Annotated in this window: 14 protein-coding genes; 5 read left to right on the plus strand and 9 right to left on the minus strand. The window is 67.4% G+C overall.

The annotated features are described in order from the left end of the window. The first annotated feature begins 147 nt into the window (after positions 1–147). Positions 148–2,130 carry a 4Fe-4S dicluster domain-containing protein gene (locus tag AB4112_RS00710; RefSeq protein WP_309797499.1) on the plus strand — a complete coding sequence of 661 codons (1,983 nt, stop codon included), beginning with the start codon at positions 148–150 and terminating at the stop codon, positions 2,128–2,130. Positions 2,131–2,168: 38 nt separating this feature from the next. Here AB4112_RS00710 and AB4112_RS00715 read toward each other — a convergent pair whose 3' ends face one another. The 6 genes from AB4112_RS00715 to AB4112_RS00740 all read right to left on the minus strand — a co-directional run bounded on the left by AB4112_RS00715 (position 2,169) and on the right by AB4112_RS00740 (position 10,446). Further along, the gene (locus tag AB4112_RS00715) at positions 2,169–4,133 is read right to left on the minus strand and encodes a molybdopterin biosynthesis protein (protein WP_441716581.1); all 1,965 of its coding nucleotides are present in this window, start codon (positions 4,131–4,133) and stop codon (positions 2,169–2,171) included. Positions 4,134–4,136: 3 nt separating this feature from the next. Beyond that, a complete protein-coding gene (locus AB4112_RS00720) occupies positions 4,137–5,384 on the minus strand; it encodes a molybdopterin molybdotransferase MoeA (RefSeq protein WP_441716583.1) in 1,248 nt (415 codons plus the stop codon). A gap of 200 nt (positions 5,385–5,584) precedes the next feature. Continuing rightward, on the minus strand, positions 5,585–6,604 hold the full coding sequence (locus AB4112_RS00725) for a formate dehydrogenase subunit gamma (protein ID WP_309797494.1): 1,020 nt from the start codon (positions 6,602–6,604) through the stop codon (positions 5,585–5,587). A gap of 50 nt (positions 6,605–6,654) precedes the next feature. Further along, entirely contained in the window at positions 6,655–7,257 is a 603-nt protein-coding gene (gene fdh3B / locus AB4112_RS00730; protein ID WP_309797492.1) for a formate dehydrogenase FDH3 subunit beta, read from the minus strand. 16 nt (positions 7,258–7,273) lie between these two features. After that, positions 7,274–10,228 (minus strand): formate dehydrogenase subunit alpha, encoded by a 2,955-nt coding sequence (locus AB4112_RS00735; protein WP_309797489.1) that lies wholly within the window; start codon positions 10,226–10,228, stop codon positions 7,274–7,276. 11 nt (positions 10,229–10,239) lie between these two features. Further along, entirely contained in the window at positions 10,240–10,446 is a 207-nt protein-coding gene (locus AB4112_RS00740; protein WP_309797488.1) for a hypothetical protein, read from the minus strand. A 262-nt stretch (positions 10,447–10,708) separates the two neighbouring features. On the opposite strand from AB4112_RS00740, the gene AB4112_RS00745 reads away from it, so the two are divergent. Together AB4112_RS00745 and AB4112_RS00750 are read left to right on the plus strand one after the other, a co-directional pair. Continuing rightward, positions 10,709–11,065, plus strand: coding sequence for a winged helix-turn-helix domain-containing protein (locus AB4112_RS00745; RefSeq protein ID WP_309797486.1), 357 nt, complete (start codon positions 10,709–10,711; stop codon positions 11,063–11,065). Between the two features lie 90 nt (positions 11,066–11,155). After that, on the plus strand, positions 11,156–12,022 hold the full coding sequence (locus AB4112_RS00750) for a sulfite exporter TauE/SafE family protein (protein WP_441716586.1): 867 nt from the start codon (positions 11,156–11,158) through the stop codon (positions 12,020–12,022). Between the two features lie 64 nt (positions 12,023–12,086). On the opposite strand, the gene fdhF is transcribed toward AB4112_RS00750, so the two are convergent. Beyond that, positions 12,087–14,855 carry a formate dehydrogenase subunit alpha gene (gene fdhF / locus AB4112_RS00755; protein ID WP_441716588.1) on the minus strand — a complete coding sequence of 923 codons (2,769 nt, stop codon included), beginning with the start codon at positions 14,853–14,855 and terminating at the stop codon, positions 12,087–12,089. Then, positions 14,852–16,471, minus strand: coding sequence for an NAD(P)H-dependent oxidoreductase subunit E (locus AB4112_RS00760; protein WP_441716590.1), 1,620 nt, complete (start codon positions 16,469–16,471; stop codon positions 14,852–14,854). The genes fdhF and AB4112_RS00760 overlap by 4 nt, the downstream gene beginning before the upstream one ends. Before the next feature lie 456 nt (positions 16,472–16,927). Between AB4112_RS00760 and AB4112_RS00765 the strand changes: the two genes are divergently transcribed. Then, positions 16,928–18,175, plus strand: coding sequence for a molybdopterin molybdotransferase MoeA (locus AB4112_RS00765; protein ID WP_309797476.1), 1,248 nt, complete (start codon positions 16,928–16,930; stop codon positions 18,173–18,175). Positions 18,176–18,302: 127 nt separating this feature from the next. On the opposite strand, the gene AB4112_RS00770 is transcribed toward AB4112_RS00765, so the two are convergent. After that, the gene (locus AB4112_RS00770) at positions 18,303–18,590 is read right to left on the minus strand and encodes a hypothetical protein (RefSeq protein ID WP_441716592.1); all 288 of its coding nucleotides are present in this window, start codon (positions 18,588–18,590) and stop codon (positions 18,303–18,305) included. 177 nt (positions 18,591–18,767) lie between these two features. On the opposite strand from AB4112_RS00770, the gene AB4112_RS00775 reads away from it, so the two are divergent. Next, entirely contained in the window at positions 18,768–19,013 is a 246-nt protein-coding gene (locus tag AB4112_RS00775) for a helix-turn-helix domain-containing protein (protein WP_309797473.1), read from the plus strand. The last annotated feature ends 63 nt before the right edge of the window (positions 19,014–19,076 follow it).

Consider the following 19,076-nt stretch of genomic DNA (forward strand, 5'->3'; position numbering starts at 1 on the left):
ACGATGTCGAACTTGTGTGACTATATGGGCCAGGAGTGGCCGGGCAAATAGCTTGGCGCAGAAGACTCAGATCCCGATCGCTGGGGAATCACGAGACACATGCCGGCTCCGCCTGAGACGATCGTGATCTGCTCGTGTGAAGACACGATGCCGCTCGACGCAGAGGCCATTCGGCGCGGCTGCCGCGGCGATCAGGTCACGACGGCGCGACACCTCTGCCGGGCGGAGCTCCACCGCTTCCGGGCGATCGCCGCCGAGGCTGGTCCGCTGACGGTCGGCTGCACGCAGGAGGTCGCCCTGTTCTCCGAGGCTGCGGCCGAGAGCGGGCGAACGGCGCCCATCCGGTACGCGAACATCCGCGAGACCGCGGGATGGTCCGGCGACGCCGCCCGGGCCGGGCCAAAAATGGCGGCACTTCTCGCCGTGGCGGCGGAGCCCGTGCCGGATGTGCCGTTTGTCGATGTCGCGAGCGAAGGCGTCATCCTCGTCTACGGCCGCGACGAAGTGGCCGTCGAGGCCGGCGACCTGCTCAAGGAGCATCTCGACGTCACCGTGCTGATCAAGCCGCCGGCGGCCATCGTGCCGCGGCGCATCGCCGATTTTCCGGTCGCGAAGGGGCTGATCCGGACGGCCGCAGGCCATCTCGGCGCATTCGAGGTGACGGTCGACGATTTCGCGCCGCCGGCGCCGTCCTCGCGCGCCGTCTTGTCGTTCGGCCCCTCGCGCCACGGCACCCGGTCGCGCTGCGACATCATTCTCGATCTCTCCGGCGGGCCGCCGCTGTTCAACGCCGCCGATCTGCGCGATGGCTATCTGCGCGCCGATCCTGCCAATCCCGCGGCGATGCTGCAGGCCGTCCTGAAGGCCCGCGACCTCGTCGGCACCTTCGAGAAGCCGCGCTACATCGCCTTCGACGCGCCGCTCTGCGCCCATTCGCGCTCGCAGATCGTCGGCTGCACCCGCTGCCTCGATCTCTGCCCGACCGGTGCCATCGCGCCGGCCGGCGACCATGTGGCGATCGATCCGTATGTCTGCGCCGGCTGCGGTCAATGCGCGGCGGTCTGCCCGACCGGTGCGGCGTCCTACGCATTGCCGCCGCCGGATGTGCTGATGCGCAAGCTGCGCGCGATGCTCGTCGCCTATCGCGGGGCGGGTGGCGAGCAGGCAGTCGTGCTGCTGCACGATGAACCGCACGGCGCGGCGCTGATCGATGCGCTGGCCCGGTTCGGCGAAGGGCTGCCGGCGCATGTGCTGCCGCTGGCCGTCAATGAGGTCACCCAGATCGGCCTGGAAAGCATCGCCGCGGCCTTCGCCTTCGGCGCGTCGGCGGTGCGGCTCCTCCTACGGGGACGGCCGCGCCACGACGTCACGGGGTTGGAACGAACGATCGCGCTGGCAGACCCCATCCTCGCCGGGCTCGGCTTCGGCACCGACCGGGTTGCGATCATCGAGACGGACGACCCGGACGGTCTGAGCAGAGCATTGACCGGGATCCCGTCGATGCCATCGGCGCCGCGTCCGGCGAGCTTCCTTCCGATCGGTGGGAAGCGGGGCCTGCTGCGCTTCGCGCTGCACGAGCTTCACCGTGCTTCACCCGCCCCTGTCGACATCGTGGCGCTGCCCGAAGGGGCGCCGTTCGGCGCGGTGGAGATCGATGTCGGCGGCTGCACGTTGTGCCTCTCCTGCGTGTCGGCGTGCCCGACCGGAGCGCTGGGCGACGATCCCGAGCGGCCGATGCTGCGCTTCGTCGAAGACGCCTGCGTGCAGTGCGGATTGTGTAAGGCGACCTGTCCCGAGAGCGTGATCACGCTCAGGCCCCAGCTGGATTTTCGCACCGCCGCGACGTCGGCACGCGTCCTCAAGCAGGAGGAGCCGTTCTGCTGCATTCGCTGCGGCAAGCCATTCGGGGTCAAGAGCACGATCGATCGCGTGACAGCGAAGCTGCAGGGCACGCACTGGATGTACGAAGGCTCGCCCAACCGTCTCGACGTCATCAAGATGTGCGAGGATTGCCGCGTTGCCTTCGTCACGGAGGAAGCCTTCGACCCTTACGGGACGCCGACCCGAACCGCGCGCACCACGGACGATTATCTGCGCGAGCGCGATCAGGCCAAAAAAGGCGAGAGCTGAGCGGGCACCTTCCCCCCGCAGGAGCCCGACTCGTTGTCCTATAGGGTGAAGCCGAGATCCGAGAGCTGCGCGCGCACCGGATCTTCCCGCAGGAGCTCGAGGAAGCGGAGCACCGGCGGGCGTGTTGCCCGGGCCTTGGGGACGACGAAGTCATAGCGTTCCGGCTGCAGCGGCAGGAAGCCGAGACCATATCGGTGCGCCACCGTCTCGATCGCCATGCCCCAATCGGCGCGCCCCTGCGCGACCGCCGCGGCGACCGCGTTGTGCGACTTCGCCTGGTGCGAATAGCCGGCGGGACGGGTGCCGTCCAGCAGGCGGTCGATGACGATCCGGGTACCGCTGCCGGAGTTGCGGTTGATCATCAGGCAGGACGGATGGGCGAGCGCCGCTGCCATGCAGACCTCGACCGGACGACCTTCGAAGCGGGCATCACCCGGCCGGAACACGAGGCCCTGCAAGCGACCATAGCCGGGGACGAGATCCAGCGATTCGGTCAGGAAGGGACGATTGTATTCGCCCGTCGCCGGATCCATGAGATGGATGCCGGCGACATCGCACTCGCCGCGCTTCGCCGCCGCGAGGCCGCCCGTGCTGCCGACCGCCAGGGCCTTCACTGCGTAACCCTCGGCCGTCATCCGGCCGATCAGCATGTCGAGCCCGACACAATGGCTTCCGATCACCACGAGGTCCGCCAGCCTGTGCCCCGCGCCGATCAGGGTGACATCGACCGTCGTGCCGGCCGGCACCGTTTCCGTCTGCGGTGCGATCCTGAAAAAGCCGTCGGCATGGCCGAAGGCGGTCACCGCGCCGGAGCCTTTGGCCGTCGGATAGGCGGAGAGGCCGCCAGCCTCGCGCGGAACCAGCGAGGTCATGACATACTCGGTGCGACCGCGCTCCGAGGCCACGCGCATGGAAAGCTCGGCCGTCACGGTCTCGCGCCGTTCGGGCGCGCGGCCGGCAAAGGCGCGGATGACCGGCGCCACGAATTCGTGGAAGGTGAAGATCGCCGAAGTCGGAAAGCCGGGCAGGACGACGACCGGCTTGCCATGCGAGACGGCGAGGCAGATCGGCTTGCCCGGCTTGAGCGCCACCCCGTGGACGACGATGCCCGGATCCCCGAGCCGGCTCACCACCTGATAGGCCAGATCGCCCGCGCCTTTCGACGTGCCGCCGGACAACAGCACGATGTCATGGGCGAGGGCCGTCTCCAGAAGCGCCGTCAGCTCCGCTTCGTTGTCGCGGGCGATGCCCAGCCGAACGGGCTCGCCGCCAAGCTCCTCGACGGCGGCGGCAAGGATCGCTGCGTTGGAATCGTAGACGCCACCAGGGCGCGGGGGATCGCCGGGCGCGACAAGCTCATCGCCTGTGGAAAAGATCGCCACCCTCGGCTTGCGCCACACGAAGACCTCGGCAAGGCCGACGGCCGCCAGGGCACCGATCTCGCGTGAGCTGAGCACCTGGCCGGCACGCAGCACGGTCTCGCCGCTCGCGATGTCGAAGCCCGCGGCCTGGATGAACTGTCCGGGTGCGACGGCACGCTGGATCTCCACCGCAAGACCGTCATCACCATCATGCGTGTCGCTATGCTCGACCATCACGATGGCATCGGCACCGCGCGGGACCATCCCGCCGGTTGCGATGACGGTTGCGGTTTCTCCGGCCACGTCGCATTCCGGCTCGACGCCGGGGGTGAGGATCTCGGTGTTGAGACGGAGGCGGCGCGGCACCTCGTCGGAGGCGCCCGCGACATCGGCGGCGCGCACCGCAAACCCGTCCACGCTCGCCCTGTCGAAGCTGGGGACATCGATGTCGGCAACGACATCGCGCGCGAGGACCCGGCCGAGTGCCTGCGCCAGCGGTACGGCCTCCTCGCCCAGCGGCGCCATCGCGATGTGCCGGCGGAACCGCGCCTCGGCCTCGTCGCGGTCGACAACCTCGAGGAATTGCTCCTGCCGCGCGGCCTTGCGCAAGGCCTCCTTCAGGGCGTCGGCCAATCGTCGCACTCCTCAAGCACAGGCAAAGTCCGCACCGGTCGCCTGATAGACATGCACGTCGACGCGCGTGCCCGATGCATATCCTTCGAGCGCCGCCGGAATCACCACGAACCCATCGGCGCGGACCGCGGAGGCAAGGCCGCCGCGTTCGGCCGAGCCGACAGGTTCCACCAGGCCACCGACGAAGCGCACCTGGCAGATGTCGACCACACCCACCGCCGAGACGATCTTGCGACCGAGCTCGGCCTGGCGCAACGGATGCGGCGGATCCGGATCGAGACCGCCGAGCCGCCGGATCAGCCGGCCCCCGAGCATCTCGTAGGCACAGAGGCACGCCAGCGGATCGCCCGGCAACAGCATGACCGGCACGCCGCCGACAAGCCCCATCCCGGTCGAGCCACCCGGTCGCAGGGCGAGGCCGTGGATCGACAGACGGCCGGCCTCGGCGAGCGCGAGCGGTGCTTCGTCGTCCGGGCCCGTTCCGGTCCGCCCGGCGACGAGAATGGCGTCCGCCGGGGTGCCGGTCAGCGCCTCGACCATGGCGGCCCGTCCCGCTGCGTCGGCTGCGATGTCCGAGACGATGCCGCCGTCGCGGCGGACCAAAGCGCTGAGCATCACGCCATCGGCATCGCGAGCCGGACCGGCAGGCGAGGGTTTCGGACCGGCGATGATCAGCTTGATCCGCGGCCGTCGCACGACACGAACCTGCCCAAGGCCGAACGACAGGATGACGGCCGCGTCCTGCACCCGCAGCCTGCGCCCTGGTTCCATCGCCAGCGTTCCGGCTGCGGCGTCCCGCGCCTTGCTTTCAACGCCTGTTCCGGCCGCAACCGCGCCGAACACCTCCAGCATCGCGCCGCTCGGCTGCGCGATCTCGAACGGGATGACGGCATCGGCGCCGGCCGGCAGCGGCGCGCCGGACGCGACCAGCGCCGCGGCTCCGGCCGGTAGCGGGTCCTCCGCATTCCGCAGCGCAAAGGGCAATGGATTGTAATCGCTGGCGCCGATGGTCTCGCCGGCCCTGAGGGCATAGCCGTTTTCCGCGGCCCGGTCGTGCTGGGGGCTGTCCCGCGGCGCTTCGACCGGCGTGGTGAGGATGCGCCCGGCTGCAAGAGCCGCGTCGATCTCCTCGGCCGGAAGGATCCGCGCATGCCTGTCGATCCACGCCGCGGCCCGCGCGAAGGAAACGCGGTCGGCGAAGCCCGCCAATCGCACATCGCCCGGCCGCCCCGGCCCATCCTCGGTCTCGTCATCCGACATGAGATGCCGGCGTCAATCGACCCGCTGAACCTAGGAACACGGAAGCAGACAAAACGACCTCGACGTCGCCGACCATGGGCGGGACAACCGGCACCTTTGCCTTTCGCATGGCAGCGGTCGCCTGCTGATCCAGTGACAGACCGGCATGGTGGCTGTTCGTGACCGTTCGAGGCACCACAACCCGGCCGCAGGAACCAGGCTCATTCCGCCGGCGTGGCCGATGGCTGTGCCGGGCCGGCCGAGCGCTCCTTGGCGAGTTGCTCCGCCAGCCAGAGGTCGTGGTGCTCCTTCGCCCAGTTGAGGTCGACCTCGCCCGTCCCCATGGCCTCGAACGCGCCTTCCATTCCGAGCGTGCCGATGTAGATGTGGCCGAGGATCACGGCGACGAACAGAACCGCCACCACGGCGTGCACCACCTGCGCGATCTGCATCCCGGCGATGTTCGTCGCATAGAAGGGAAACATCAGCAGATAGCCCGACACGATGACCGCCACCCCGCCGCCGAGCGCGAACCAGAACACCAGCTTCTCGCCGGCATTGAAGCGCCCGGCCGGTGCGTGCTTCGACTTGATGAAGCCTCCCCCCTGCTTCATCCAGTCGACATCCACCTTGCGCGGGATGTTGTCCTTGATCCAAAGCGCCACGATGAGGACGAGGCCGACCACGAACGCGAAGCTGACGAAATTGTGCACGTACTTCGCGGCCTGCGAGAGGCCGCTGAACGCCTCCGGACCGATCACCGGCAGAAGCACGATCTTGCCGAATGTGATGTTCAATCCTGTCAGGCCGAGAAGGACAAAGGACACCGCCGTCAGCCAATGCGAGAATCGTTCGAAGGCACCGAAGCGGTGAACCTTCCGTCCGGACCGTCCTGCCGAAATCCGGATGCGGCCCATGATCAGGTAGGCGGCCCCGAGGATCGCGATCGTCCCCACGATCACGAGCGCACCGAACCAGTGCAGGAGCACTTCGTGGAAATAATCCCACTCCCGCCCTGCGGGCTGGATGAGCACGCTGGCCTTCTCGTCGGGAATGTCGATGCGACCCTGAATGCGCGGGGCCTGCTCGAGCAGCGTCTGTTCGTTCACGACGCTGGCGGTCGGGTTGGGGGCGCCGTCGGGCCCGCTCTGTTGGGCGAGCGCCGGACTTGCCGCGGCAAGCAAGACGGAGATCGCCAGCGCGCCAAAGACGAGGCCGGCGCGGGTCGGAAGCTTCGTCATGGTCCTTCTCCCACCTCTGGCTGGCCAGAGCCGATCCCGGCCGGAACAGCTCAGACCGCGATGCTCTCGTGATAGGCCGTCATCCAGCCCCAGGCACCGGAGCCGTAGCCCCGCGCCAGGACCCGCTCCTTGTAGATCTGGGCAATGATCTCGCCATCGCCGGCGAGCAGCGATTTGGTGGAACACATCTCGGCGCACATCGGCAGCTTGCCCTCACCGAACCGGTCGGAGCCGTATTTCTCGTATTCCTCGGCGCTGCCGGAGGCCTCTGTCCCGCCGCCGCCGGCGCAGTAGGTGCACTTGTCCATCTTGCCGCGCGAACCGAAATTGCCGATCCGCGGATATTGCGGCGCCCCGAAGGGGCAGGCGTAGAAGCAGTAGCCGCAGCCGATGCACAGATCCTTCGAGTGAAGCACGATGCCGTCGTCGGTCGGGAAGATGCACTCGACCGGGCAGACGGCCGCGCAGGGCGCGTCGGTGCAGTGCATGCACGCCATGGACACCGACCGTTCGCCCGGCTTGCCGTCATTGATGGTGACGACGCGCCGTCGATTGATGCCCCACGGCACCTCGTTCTCGTTCTTGCAGGCGGTGACGCAGGCGTTGCAGTCGATGCAGCGGTCGGCGTCGCAGAGAAATTTCATTCGTGCCATGGTGGCGTCCGTCTCCTCACGCCGCTCTGATCTGACAAAGCGTGGCCTTGGGTTCCTGCATGCCCGTCGCCGGATCGAAGCCGTAGGTCGTGAGCGTGTTGACGCTCTCGCCCAGCACGAACGGATCGGCACCCTTCGGATATTTGCTGCGCAGGTCGGCGCCCTCGAACCAGCCGGCGAAATGGAACGGCATCCACGCGACGCCTTTGCCGACCCGCTCCGTCACCAGGGCCTTCATCCGCGTTTTCGAGCTGCTCTCGGCCCCGGTGACCCAGACCCAGTTGCCGTCCTTGACGCCACGTTCGTCCGCATCCGCCGGATTGATCTCGACATACATGTCCTGCTTCAGCTCGGCCAGCCACTTGTTGGAGCGCGTCTCCTCGCCTCCGCCCTCGTACTCCACCAGCCGGCCCGAACTCAGGATCAGCGGGAACTGCTTGAAGACGCCGGTGTCGACGGCCGCCTTCTGAACGGTGAAGCCGATGTTGGGGACGCGGAACTGCTTGGCGTCCGGCAGGGTCGGATACTTCGCCACGAGATCGGGCCGCGACGTATAGATCACCTCGCGGTGGACCGGAATGGGATCGGGCAGGTTCCAGGCGATCATCCGGGCCTTGCCGTTGCCGTAGGGCGAGCAGCCATGCCCGACCGCCACGCGCTGGATGCCGCCCGAGAGGTCGAGGGACCACGATACGGCATCGGGATTGGCGGTGTTCACCTGCTGGATGATCGCCATTTCCGACGGGGTGAGATCCTTGTCCCAGCCCAGCTTCTTGAGCACGCCGAGAGTGAACTCCGGATATCCGTCCTTGATCTCGGAGTCGACCGAGTAGGACCCGTCCGAGAGGAGGTTGTCATGCTCCTCCTTCTCCACCTCCTGCCCGTTCTCGGTCACCTTGCGCTTGACCACGCGCTCGACGCCGAAGCGTGCGCGGAACGTGCCGCCGCCTTCCTTCACTGGCAGGTTGGTGTTGTAGAGGATGGGTGTGCCGGGATGCTTGAACTCCGGCGTGCCCCAGCATGGCCACGGCAGGCCATAGTAGTCGCCGCCGACCTCCGGGTCGTCCTTGGGTGCCCGAAGAGTGACCAGATCGAACTTGGCCTGATTCTTCATATGGGCCTTGAGCCGCTCGGGCGACTGCCCGCAATAGCCCGTCGACCATCCGCCGCGGTTGATCTCGCGCAGGATATCCTCGGCCGACACCGCTCCGTTCTCGACCTTGATGTTCTTGAACATCTGGTCGGCAAAGCCGAACTTGCGGGCGAGCATGTACATGACGTCGTAGTCGTTCTTCGATTCGAAGACCGGCGGCACGATCTGCTCGCCCCATTGGAGCGAACGGTTGGACGCCGTGCGCGATCCGTCCATCTCGAAGCTCGTGCAGGCCGGCAGCAGATAGGTGCCGTTCTTGCGTTCGGAGAGCACCGACCAGGCTGTCGGATAGGGATCGCAGACGACCAGAAGATCGAGCTTTTCGATCCCGCGAACCGCTTCCGGCATTCTGGTGATGGTGTTGACGCCGTGTCCCATCACGAACATCGCCTGCAGCGTGTCAGGCTGGCCGACCTGGTCCTTCGGCAACAGGGTGGCGTCGAACCATCGCGTGCTCGGGATTCCGGGCCCTTCCATCAACGGCTTGCTGGCGAAGCGGGAGCTCATCCAGCTGTAGTCCACCTGCCACACCCGGCACCAATGCCGCCACGCGTCCTCGGACAAACCGTAGTAGAGCGGCAACGTCGTCACATCGAGGCCGAGATCAGTCGCCCCTTGGACATTGGTGTGGCCGCGGAAGATATTGGCGCCGCCGCCGGCGTGCCCGACATTGCCGGTGGCGAGCAGCAGGATGCAACTCGCACGGACGTTCGCCGTTCCGGTCGTGAACTGGGTCTGTCCCATGGCCCAGATGAGCGTCGCCGGCTTTTCCTTCGAGAAGACTTCGGCGATGTGCTTGACCTGGGCCTCCGGCAGGCCGGTGACGCGCTCGACCTCGTCGGGCGTCCACTTCGCAACCTCCTTCCGGATGTCATCCAGGCCATAGACACGCTGGCGGAGGAATTCCGTGTCCTCCCAACCGTTCTGAAAAATGTGCCAAAGCATGCCGTAGATGGTTGGAATGTGCGCGCCGGGCCGCACGCGGACATACTCGGTGGCATGCGCAGCGGTCCGCGTCATCCGGGGATCGATGACGATCATGTTGGCGCGGTTGAGTTCCTTGCCCTCCAGAATATGCTGCAGCGAAACCGGATGCGCCTCGGCAGGGTTGCCGCCCATGATCAGAATGGTCTTGGCGTTGCGGATGTCGTTGTAGCTGTTGGTCATCGCGCCATAGCCCCACGTGTTGGCCACGCCCGTGACCGTGGTGGAATGGCAGATGCGCGCCTGGTGGTCGGAGTTGTTGGTTCCCCAGAAGGCGGCCAGCTTGCGGTTGAGATAGGCGGCTTCGTTGGTGAACTTGGCCGAGCCGAGCCAGTAGACCGAGTCGGGCCCGGACTTCTGGCGGATCTCCAGAAGCCTGTCGCCGATTTCGTCGATGGCCTGGTCCCAGGACACGCGGGTCCACTGGCCGTCCACAAGCTTCACCGGATAGCGCAGGCGGCGTTCGTTCAGCACGTCGTCGCGAACCGCGGCCCCCTTGCAGCAATGCGAGCCGCGATTGATCGGGCTCTCGTAGGCCGGCTCCTGGCCGATCCACACCCCGTTCGCCACCTTGGCGATGACCGAGCAGCCCACCGAACAATGGGTGCAGACATTCTTGTGCGTCGTGACCGTCGCGCCAGGGGGGGGCGGCGGGCCGGCGTCAGCCTTGCGGATGTTGCCGAGCGGCAGGCTGCCGAGCGCCGCCAAGCCCCCGGCTGCGAGGCCGGAGCGCCGCAGGAAGGTCCGGCGATCGAGGCCGCCGCTCTCGGGGCCAGCAAGCGCGGCGGCGAGCGTTCCATGGCCGGCCCGACGTTCCGACTTCCTGATCAGCACGAACGTCTCCCTCAGTGGGACGGATAACGATTGACCCGGTAGAAGTTCTGCACCTCTACGGAATTCGCCTGGTAGCGGGCCCTGCGCTTATTTTTCGCGGCCGTGGTCCCGGTATCGGCGTCGGCGGGCGCAAGCGGAAGAGCGACCGCGGCAACACCAACCGTCATGGCGCGCAGCAGATCACGGCGCTGAATTCGTCTCTCACGGAGCTCGTTCATGAACGACCTTCCACCCAAATCCCAGCGGCGCTCACGGCTGATGGACCCGACCGCTCGCATGCCCATCAACATACACCGGGCGCAAATGGCTTGGCCATTGATAACCCCGGCATCGGGCACCTTTCAAACGGATGGCCGAAGGCTTGGGAAGGCCGGAAGTGGAACGGGAGGCGGTCAGCCGGCAGGTTGTGCCGCCACCTGCCGAGCAAACCCGGCGACCAACGCGCTAGAGTGCGTCTTCACGTCGATGGCATTGTTGTACATGGCGACGCTCAAGCTCACTCTGGTCCTCGATTCCGGCGCCCGCATCGGTTCGGGCAAGGCAGCTCTGCTGGAGAGCATCCATGAGACCGGCTCGATATCTGCGTCCGCCCGGTCCATGCGGATGGACTATAAGCGCGCCTGGCTGCTGGTCGACAGCCTGAACCGCGCCTTCGATGCGCCGATCGTCGAACGCACCACCGGTGGCGCCGGCGGCGGTGGCGCCAATCTCACACCGCTCGGCCAGGATCTCTTGTCGCGCTATCGCCGGCTGCAGGATGCCGCCGCGAACCTCGCCGTCGACGACCTCGCTGCGATCGAACAGCGCGCGCGACCAGAGGCCGGCCCCAAAGTCTGACCGCCGCCCGATCCTCCATCCCCGCTGGCGCGGGCATGGAGGATCAGATAGCGTTATGGTCAATTTGACATAGCGATTCGGCTTCCGACGATGGTGGCGCGCGCCGAGGTGGATAGGAGCGTCCAGCCACCGGCAAAGCCGTTGGAACCCGGCTTTTCCGGCTGGCGTACCACCGCACTCGCTCTCGCCTGCGCCCTGGTGATCGGGGGGGCCGGCGGGCTGATCGGGCTGGGTGGGGGCGAGTTCCGCCTTCCGATCCTCGTCGGCCTGCTCGGCTTCGCCGCGAGAGCTGCCGTGCCGATGAATCAGATCCTCAGCCTGGTCACGCTGACCACGGCCTTCGCAATGCGCTGGCATCACGGATTGCTCGTCGGGGTCGGTGATTTCGCCCCCGCCGTCGCCGCCCTCGGGGTCGCCGGGATGACGGCAGCCTATATGAGCGCACGCCTGATCTCGATGGTCTCCGACCATCGTCTCGAACGGTCGATCGCGATCCTGTTGATGGCGATCGGCCTCCTGCTCGTCGGCGAACATCTGCTGCCGGAAGGCATCCCCGCACTGGTGCCGAGGGAGCCCTATTGGCAGATTCCGGCGGGGCTTGCTCTCGGCCTGTGCATCGGCACCATCAGTACCTTCCTCGGGGTCGCCGGCGGCGAGCTGCTGATCCCGACGCTGGTGTTCGTCTTCGGAGCGGATATCCACACCGCCGGTTCGGCGACGCTGTTCATCTCGATCCCGACCATCTGTGCCGGGCTCTGGCGCTACGGCCGCCTCGGGCTGCTGCCGCGCCGGCGTACGCTGTTCCGCATTGGCCTGCCCATGGGGGCGGAGAGCCTGGTCGGAGCGGCCGCCGGCGGTGCGCTTGCAGGATCGGCGCCGGCTGAGATCCTGAAGCTGCTCTTGGGGGGCATCCTGGTTGCCGCCGCCTTGAGGGTATTTTGGAAGCGGCATCCATAGGCAGGACAGCCAACGCCGGAGGCAGCCCGGCCCGGCCATCTGGCCGAGCCGGACCTGTCGGCATCTATTCCGCCGCCACCCTGGCTTCGACCCGGCCGATCCGGGCGGCGCAGAACTTGAACTCCGGAATCTTGCCGAAGGGGTCGAGCGCCGGGTTGGTCAGCAGGTTCGCCGCCGCCTCGACATAGCAGAACGGGATGAAGATCATCCCCGGCGGCACGTCGCGGTCGGCCCGGATCCGGATCTCGACCGCGCCGCGCCGGGTCTCGACCCTGATGGTCTCGCCCGGCGTCAGATTGCGGCGGCCGATTTCGTTCGGGTTGAGGAAGGCGATCGCCTCCGGCTCGATCGCGTCGAGCACGGCGGCGCGCCGGGTCATCGCACCGGTGTGCCAATGCTCCAGCACCCGGCCGGTCGACAGCACCATCGGGTAGTCGTCGTCCGGCACCTCGTCGGGCGGCGTGACGTTGGCCGGCACGATCTTGCCGCGGCCGCTGGCGGTCGGGAAGCCGGTGGCGAAGATGATCTCGTTGCCCGGCTGGTCCGGTGCGTCGACAGGGTAGGTCACGGCGCCTTCGCGCTCGACCCGCTCCCAGCTGATGTTCTTCAGCGAGGGCATGGTCGCCGCCATCTCCGGGAAGATCTCGTGCGGCCCGGCGTAGGTCCAGTTCAGGCCCAGGCGTTTGGCGATCTCCTGGATGATCCACCAATCCTGCCGCGCCTCGCCGGGCAGCGGCAGGGCCGCGCGGCCCATCTGCACCCGGCGGTCGGTGTTGGTGAAGGTGCCGGTCTTCTCGGGGAAGGCCGAGGCCGGCAGCACGACATCGGCGAAGAAGGCGGTCTCGGTCAGGAACAGGTCCTGCACCACCAGGTGCTCCAGCTTGGCCAGGGCCTCGCGGGCATGGTTCAGGTCCGGGTCCGACATCGCCGGATTCTCGCCTTCGATATACATGCCGCGGATCTGGCCGGCATGGATCGCGTTCATGATCTCGACCACGGTCAGGCCGCGCTTGGCCTCGAGCTCGGTGTCCCAGAATTCCTCGAAGAAGCGGCGGATCTCCAGGTCTTCGACCGACTGGTAGTCGGGGAAGACCATCGGGATCAGCCCGGCGTCGGACGCGCCCTGGACGTTGTTCTGGCCGCGCAGCGGGTGCAGCCCGGTGCCGGGCCGGCCGATCTGGCCGGTGATCAGGGCCAGCGCGATCAGGCAGCGGGCGTTGTCGGTGCCATGGACGTGCTGGCTGATGCCCATGCCCCAGAAGATCAGGGACGCGCGCGAGGTGGCGTAGGCGCGGGCGACGGCGCGGATGGTCTCGGCCGGCACGCCGCAGACCGCCTCCATCTTCTCCGGCGGGAAGTCCTTGATGCGTTCGCGCAGGGCGTCGAAGCCCTCGGTGTAGCCCTGGACGTACTGCCAGTCGTACAGACCCTCGGTGATGATGGTGTGCAGCATGGCATTGAGCAGCGCCACGTCCGAGCCCGGCTTGAACTGCAGCTTCCAGGTGGCATGGCGCGACAGGGTCTGGCCGCGCGGATCGATGATGGCGAGCTTGGCGCCCTGCTTGACCGCATTCTTGATGAAGGTGGCGGCCACCGGATGGTTCACCGTCGGATTGGCGCCGATGATGATGATGACCTCGGCATCCAGCGCGGCCGAGAACGGCGCCGTCACCGCGCCGGAGTTCAGCCCCTCCATCAGCGCCGCGACCGAGGAGGCGTGGCACAGCCTGGTGCAGTGGTCGACGTTGTTGGTGTGGAACCCGGTGCGGACCAGCTTCTGGAAGAGGTAGGCCTCCTCGTTCGATCCCTTGGCCGAGCCGAAGCCGGCCAGGGCCGGGCCGCCATGGGCGTCCCGGATGTCGCGCAGGCCACCGGCGGCGCGGTCCAGCGCCTCTTCCCAGGTCGCCTTGCGGAAATGGGTCCAGGGGTTGGCCGGATCGAAGTCGATCTCGGCATGCTTCGGGGCGTCGTCGCGGCGGATCAGCGGCACGGTCAGGCGGTGGGGATGGGTGACGTAGTCGAAGCCGAAGCGGCCCTTGACGCACAGCCGCTCGTGGTTGGCCGGGCCGTCGCGGCCCTCGACGAACAGGATCTTGTCGTCCTTGATATTGTAGGTCAGCTGGCAGCCGACGCCGCAATAGGGGCACAGGCTGTCCACGGTGCGGTCGGCATAGCCGGTGCGGACCTCGTTCTCGTCCAGCACCGTCGCCGGCATCAGCGCGCCGGTCGGGCAGGCCTGGACGCATTCACCGCAGGCGACGCAGGTCGAATCGCCCATCGGGTCGTCGAAATCGAACACGATCTTCGAGCCGTGGCCGCGATAGGCCATGCCGATGACGTCGTTGACCTGGACCTCGCGACAGGCGCGGACACACAGGTTGCACTGGATGCAGGCGTCGAGGTTGACCCGCATCGCCGGATGGCTGGGATCGGCCGCCTCGGCCTCTCGCCGTGGCAAGCGCCCGGCTTCGACACCCATGGCGTCGGCCCAATGCCAGAACTGCGACTGCGGATCGTGCGCCTCGGCCTTGGCCGGCTGGTCGGCGATCAGCAGCTCCAGCACGCCCTGGCGGGCCTTGTGCGCCCGCTCCGACCCGACATGCACCTTCATGCCGGCCGAAGGCTTGCGGATGCAGGAGGCCGCAAGCACGCGCTCGCCCTCGATCTCGACCATGCAGGCACGGCAATTGCCGTCGGCGCGGTAGCCGGGCTTGGGCTGCCAGCACAGATGCGGGATCTCGACCCCGAGCCGGTCGGCCACCTGCCAGATGGTCTCGCCGGGCAGGGCCTCGACGGCCTCGCCGTCGAGGGTGAAGGCGATGGTGTCGGTCATCGCAGGACCTCTTCCCGGAAGTGCTTCAGCACGCTGCTCAGCGGGTTGCAGGCGGCCTGGCCGAGGCCGCAGATCGAGGCGTCGCGCATCACCTGGGCGATGTCGCCCATCACGGCCTCGTCCCAGTGCGGCCGCTCCATCAGCGCCACCAGCTTCTCCGTGCCGACGCGGCAGGGCGTGCACTGGCCGCAGCTTTCATCCTCGAAGAACTTCAGCAGGTTGAGCGTGGCGGCCCGCATGTCGTCCTGGTCCGACAGCACCACGATCGCGGCCGAGCCGATGAAGCAGCCATATTGCTCCAGCGTGCCGAAATCGAGGGGGATGTCCGCCATCGAGGCCGGCAGGATGCCACCCGAGGCGCCGCCCGGCAGGTACGCCTTGAAGCTGTGGCCGGGCGCCATGCCGCCGCAATATTCCTCGATCAGCTCGGCGACGGTGATGCCGGCCGGGGCCAGCTTCACCCCCGGCTCGACCACCCGGCCGGAGACGGAGAAGCTGCGCAGGCCCTTGCGGCCGTTGCGGCCCTGGCCGGTCCACCACTCCGCGCCCTTCTCGACGATGTCGCGGATCCAGTACAGGGTCTCGATGTTGTGGATCAGGGTCGGCCGGCCGAACAGCCCGACCTCCGCGGGATAGGGTGGCTTGTGCCGCGGCAGGCCGCGCTTGCCCTCGATGCTTTCCAGCATCGCCGATTCCTCGCCGCAGATGTAGGCGCCGGCGCCGCGGCGCAGATGCAGCACCGTGCCCCGCGTCAGCCCCTCCGCCTCGATCCGGCCGATCTCGGCGTGCAGCACCTCGCGCAGCGCCGGGTATTCGTCGCGCAGGTAGATGAAGACCTCGGCCGCCTCGACCAGCCAGGCGCCGATCAGCGTGCCTTCGAGGAAGCGGTGCGGGTCGCGCTCCAGATACCAGCGGTCCTTGATCGTGCCCGGCTCGCCCTCGTCGCCGTTGACCGCCATCAGCCGCGGCCCGGGGAAGGACAGGACCGTCTTCCACTTCCGGCCGGTCGGGAAGCCAGCGCCGCCGAGGCCGCGCAGGCCGGCGGCATCCATCGCCGCGACCAGTTCGTCGCGGGTGACCGTGCCGGCGCGAATCCGGTTGAAGAGGGCATAACCGCCATCGGCGACATAGGCGTCGTAGCCGCGATAGGCCGGCAGGACCGGATGGATCGCCTGCGCAGCGACGGCGGCTGCCACGGTTTCGACCGTCGCGGCGTCCACGAAGTTGTGTCCGACCTCGGCGGTCGGGGCCACATCGCAGCGGCCAACGCAGGGCGCGCGGACAACCCGGACATCCGATCCGAGGGTGTTCCGCAGTTCGGCCAGCAGCGCCTCGCTGCCGTGCAGGGCGCAGGTCAGGCTGTCGCAGACCCGCACCGTCAGCGCCGGCGGTGGGACCTCGCCATCCCGCACCACGTCGAAATGGGCGTAGAAGGTCGCGACCTCATAGACCTCCGCCATCGACAGGAGCATCTCGTCGGCCAGCGCCGCCAGATGGCGTTCCGAAAGATGGCCCCAGCGGTCCTGGATCAGGTGGAGATGCTCGATCAGCAGGTCCCGGCGACGTGACCGGTCGCCCAGCAGCTCGCGCATTTCCCGCGCGGCTGCGGCATCCACCTGCCGGCCCTTTGGGGTGCTTCGCGCCTTGCGGCGACCCGAAGGCGATCCGAACGATGCCGGGTCGATCGTGTCCATACGCTCCGTTCCCTCCTGGCCAAGGCCGGGTCTGGCGCCCGTTCGGTTCAGTCTATGCCCAGGGGCGGAGCGTGTTCCATCCGACTCATGGTCAGCCTCGCCTCTGGTATACAAAATTACGATAGGCGGAACTTCGCCGCTATGGCCAGTGCCACATAACGGTCCGGAGGTTTTTGTCGCAGTCCGGCCGGGCGTCATGCGGCCGGGAGCGAGGCTCTCCACCATTCGAACTGCGGCCAATTGCGCCGGTTGCCGTCCATAATCTTCAATGCCATGTTGCGGGAACGTCGAGAGACCGCCCTCCGGCTCGAACAGAGTCAGGTCGACGTCGCCGGTGACCGAGGCCGATGGACCGGAGAGCGGCGGAGGAAGCCGATCATGGCGCAGCTTTCCGATGACTGCTTCGCGTTTGGCGGAGCCCTGTTGCCGCTCGAAGAGGCGCGGCGGCTGATCGTCGAGCGCGTCAAGGTTGTCGCCGATGTCGAGACAGTCGCTCTGATGCAAGCCGACGGCCGGACGCTGGCTGAAGCCGTGGCGGCGCCGCGCGATGTCCCGGGCTTCACCAACTCCGCGGTCGACGGGTATGCGGTTCGCTTCGACGATCTGTCTCCGGATGCCGAGACCAGACTCGTGCGTGACGGCCGCATCGCGGCGGGCCAGACGCCGGCCGATCCGCTGGCGGCCGGTCGGGCGGCCCGCATCTTCACCGGCGCGGCTCTGCCCGTGGGCGCAGACACCGTGATCATGCAGGAGGATTGCCGGGAGGATGGGGACATGGTGCTCATCCGGCCCGGGATCAGGCTCGGTGCCAACCGGCGCTTGGCCGGTGAGGACATCGCCGCCGGAAGCGTGGCACTTGCCGCCGGCCGTCGCCTCGGACCCGCCGAGTTGGGTATGCTCGCGGCACTGGGTCAATCCGTCGTACCCGTCCGCCGGCGTCTGTCGGTCGCCCTGTTCTCGACTGGCGACGAGCTGAGGGAACCCGGCCAGTCTCTGGCGGCCGGTCAGATCTATGACGCGAATCGCTTCATGCTGGCGAGCATGCTGGTCCGCGCGGGCGTCGTGGTCTCCGATCGCGGCATTCTGCCCGATCGGCCCGGAGCGCTGGCCGAAGCCCTGGTCGACGCGGCAGCCCGGCACGACCTGATTGTGACGTCCGGCGGCGTTTCGACCGGCGAGGAAGACCATGTCCGCAATGTCATCGCGTCGCATGGCTCCCTGTTTTTCTGGCGCCTGGCGATCAAGCCGGGGAGGCCGGTCGCTCTTGGTCAGATCGGCGGGACACCGCTGATCGGACTTCCCGGCAATCCCGTGGCGGCGCTCGTCACCTTTGCCGCCGTGGCGAGGCCGCTGATCGAGGCGATGACCGGCATGCTCCCACGCGTGCCGCGTCGCTTTGCCATGGTGAGCGGGTTCTCCTACCGGAAGAAAGCCGGCCGGCGCGAATATGTCCGGGTTTCGGTCGAAGCGGGCGATGGCGGGCGGCTGCGGCGCTTTCCGAAGGAGGGAGCCGGCATGCTGACGTCGCTGACCGAAACAGACGGGTTGGCCGAGTTGCCGGAGTCCATGACTCAGCTGGAGCCGGGAATGGCGGTCGATTTCATTCCCTATGGCGAGATGCTGTGACCCTTCGGCTCGGCGTCCGCGAAAGCCTCGTCATCCTGCTCGCCGAAAAGCAGCAACAAGGTTGACGCCGCGGCTCCCAGGGTCGTGATCCGGGCTCCGAATTCGGCGACCGGCCATTTCGGCTCGGTCACGGCTCCAGGGCGATCCGCTCGAGCCCCTTGATCGCCGCCATCAGCACATCCCGGCGGTGATGCCGTCCGGTCTGGTAGGCCTCATCTTCGAACTGCTCGCAGAGTTCCCAGCACAGGAGGTGGGCGCGGCCAGGCGTGAGGCTGGCCGTGTCCGCCTTGAACTGGGTCAGGACCTCCTGGAGTTCCGCCATCCAGATGTCATTCGGTCTTGGCGGCATGTTCGCCAGCGTCTCGATGCGCTGCCGATAGACCCCGTAGAGTCCGCGCGCCGGCACTTGGGTCATCCCGCTGTCGTCCTCAGTCACCAAATCGCATCGGCTCGTCGCACGCCACGCCGGGCCGCCGGCAAGAATATGCCTCTGTGGCATGGCCCATCAATAGGAATTGCTAGTTGATTTCGGATTATGCAAGCTGTAAATGGTATTAATGATGCTTAAAACATGCTTAATGATGATTCAGCCATGCTGACCTCTGCGCAACTGAAAGCCGCTCGGGCCCTGCTCGGTGTGGATCAGCGGAAGCTCGCCGAGCTGTCGGGCCTGTCGTTGCCGACGATCCAGCGCATGGAGGGCAGCGACGGCGTCATCCGCGGCAATGTCGACTCGTTGATGAAGCTCGTCGGCGCGCTCGACGTCGCCGGGATCGAGCTCATCGGCGAGGGATCGGTAAGCCAGGGAGGTGGGCGCGGCGTCCGGCTGAAAGCATGAGCGTGGACATCGGATTCGGTGACGCGCCAGGGCTTGTCGGGCGTCCGTGGGAAGCGAGATCGC

Origin of the sequence: Inquilinus sp. 2KB_23, from assembly GCF_052115705.1 — a bacterium.
Taxonomy (GTDB): domain Bacteria; phylum Pseudomonadota; class Alphaproteobacteria; order DSM-16000; family Inquilinaceae; genus Inquilinus; species Inquilinus ginsengisoli_A.

Excerpts from the sequence above, each read along its gene's own strand:
- AB4112_RS00745 (WP_309797486.1), top strand. The coding sequence starts at position 10,709 with ATGGCGACGCTCAAGCTCACTCTGGTCCTCGATTCCGGCGCCCGCATC.
- AB4112_RS00710 (WP_309797499.1), top strand. The coding sequence starts at position 148 with ATGCCGCTCGACGCAGAGGCCATTCGGCGCGGCTGCCGCGGCGATCAG.
- AB4112_RS00750 (WP_441716586.1), top strand. The coding sequence starts at position 11,156 with ATGGTGGCGCGCGCCGAGGTGGATAGGAGCGTCCAGCCACCGGCAAAG.
- AB4112_RS00720 (WP_441716583.1), bottom strand. The coding sequence starts at position 5,384 with ATGTCGGATGACGAGACCGAGGATGGGCCGGGGCGGCCGGGCGATGTG.
- AB4112_RS00725 (WP_309797494.1), bottom strand. The coding sequence starts at position 6,604 with ATGACGAAGCTTCCGACCCGCGCCGGCCTCGTCTTTGGCGCGCTGGCG.
- fdhF (WP_441716588.1), bottom strand. The coding sequence starts at position 14,855 with ATGACCGACACCATCGCCTTCACCCTCGACGGCGAGGCCGTCGAGGCC.
- fdh3B (WP_309797492.1), bottom strand. The coding sequence starts at position 7,257 with ATGGCACGAATGAAATTTCTCTGCGACGCCGACCGCTGCATCGACTGC.
- AB4112_RS00740 (WP_309797488.1), bottom strand. The coding sequence starts at position 10,446 with ATGAACGAGCTCCGTGAGAGACGAATTCAGCGCCGTGATCTGCTGCGC.
- AB4112_RS00770 (WP_441716592.1), bottom strand. The coding sequence starts at position 18,590 with ATGACCCAAGTGCCGGCGCGCGGACTCTACGGGGTCTATCGGCAGCGC.
- AB4112_RS00765 (WP_309797476.1), top strand. The coding sequence starts at position 16,928 with ATGGCGCAGCTTTCCGATGACTGCTTCGCGTTTGGCGGAGCCCTGTTG.
- AB4112_RS00775 (WP_309797473.1), top strand. The coding sequence starts at position 18,768 with ATGCTGACCTCTGCGCAACTGAAAGCCGCTCGGGCCCTGCTCGGTGTG.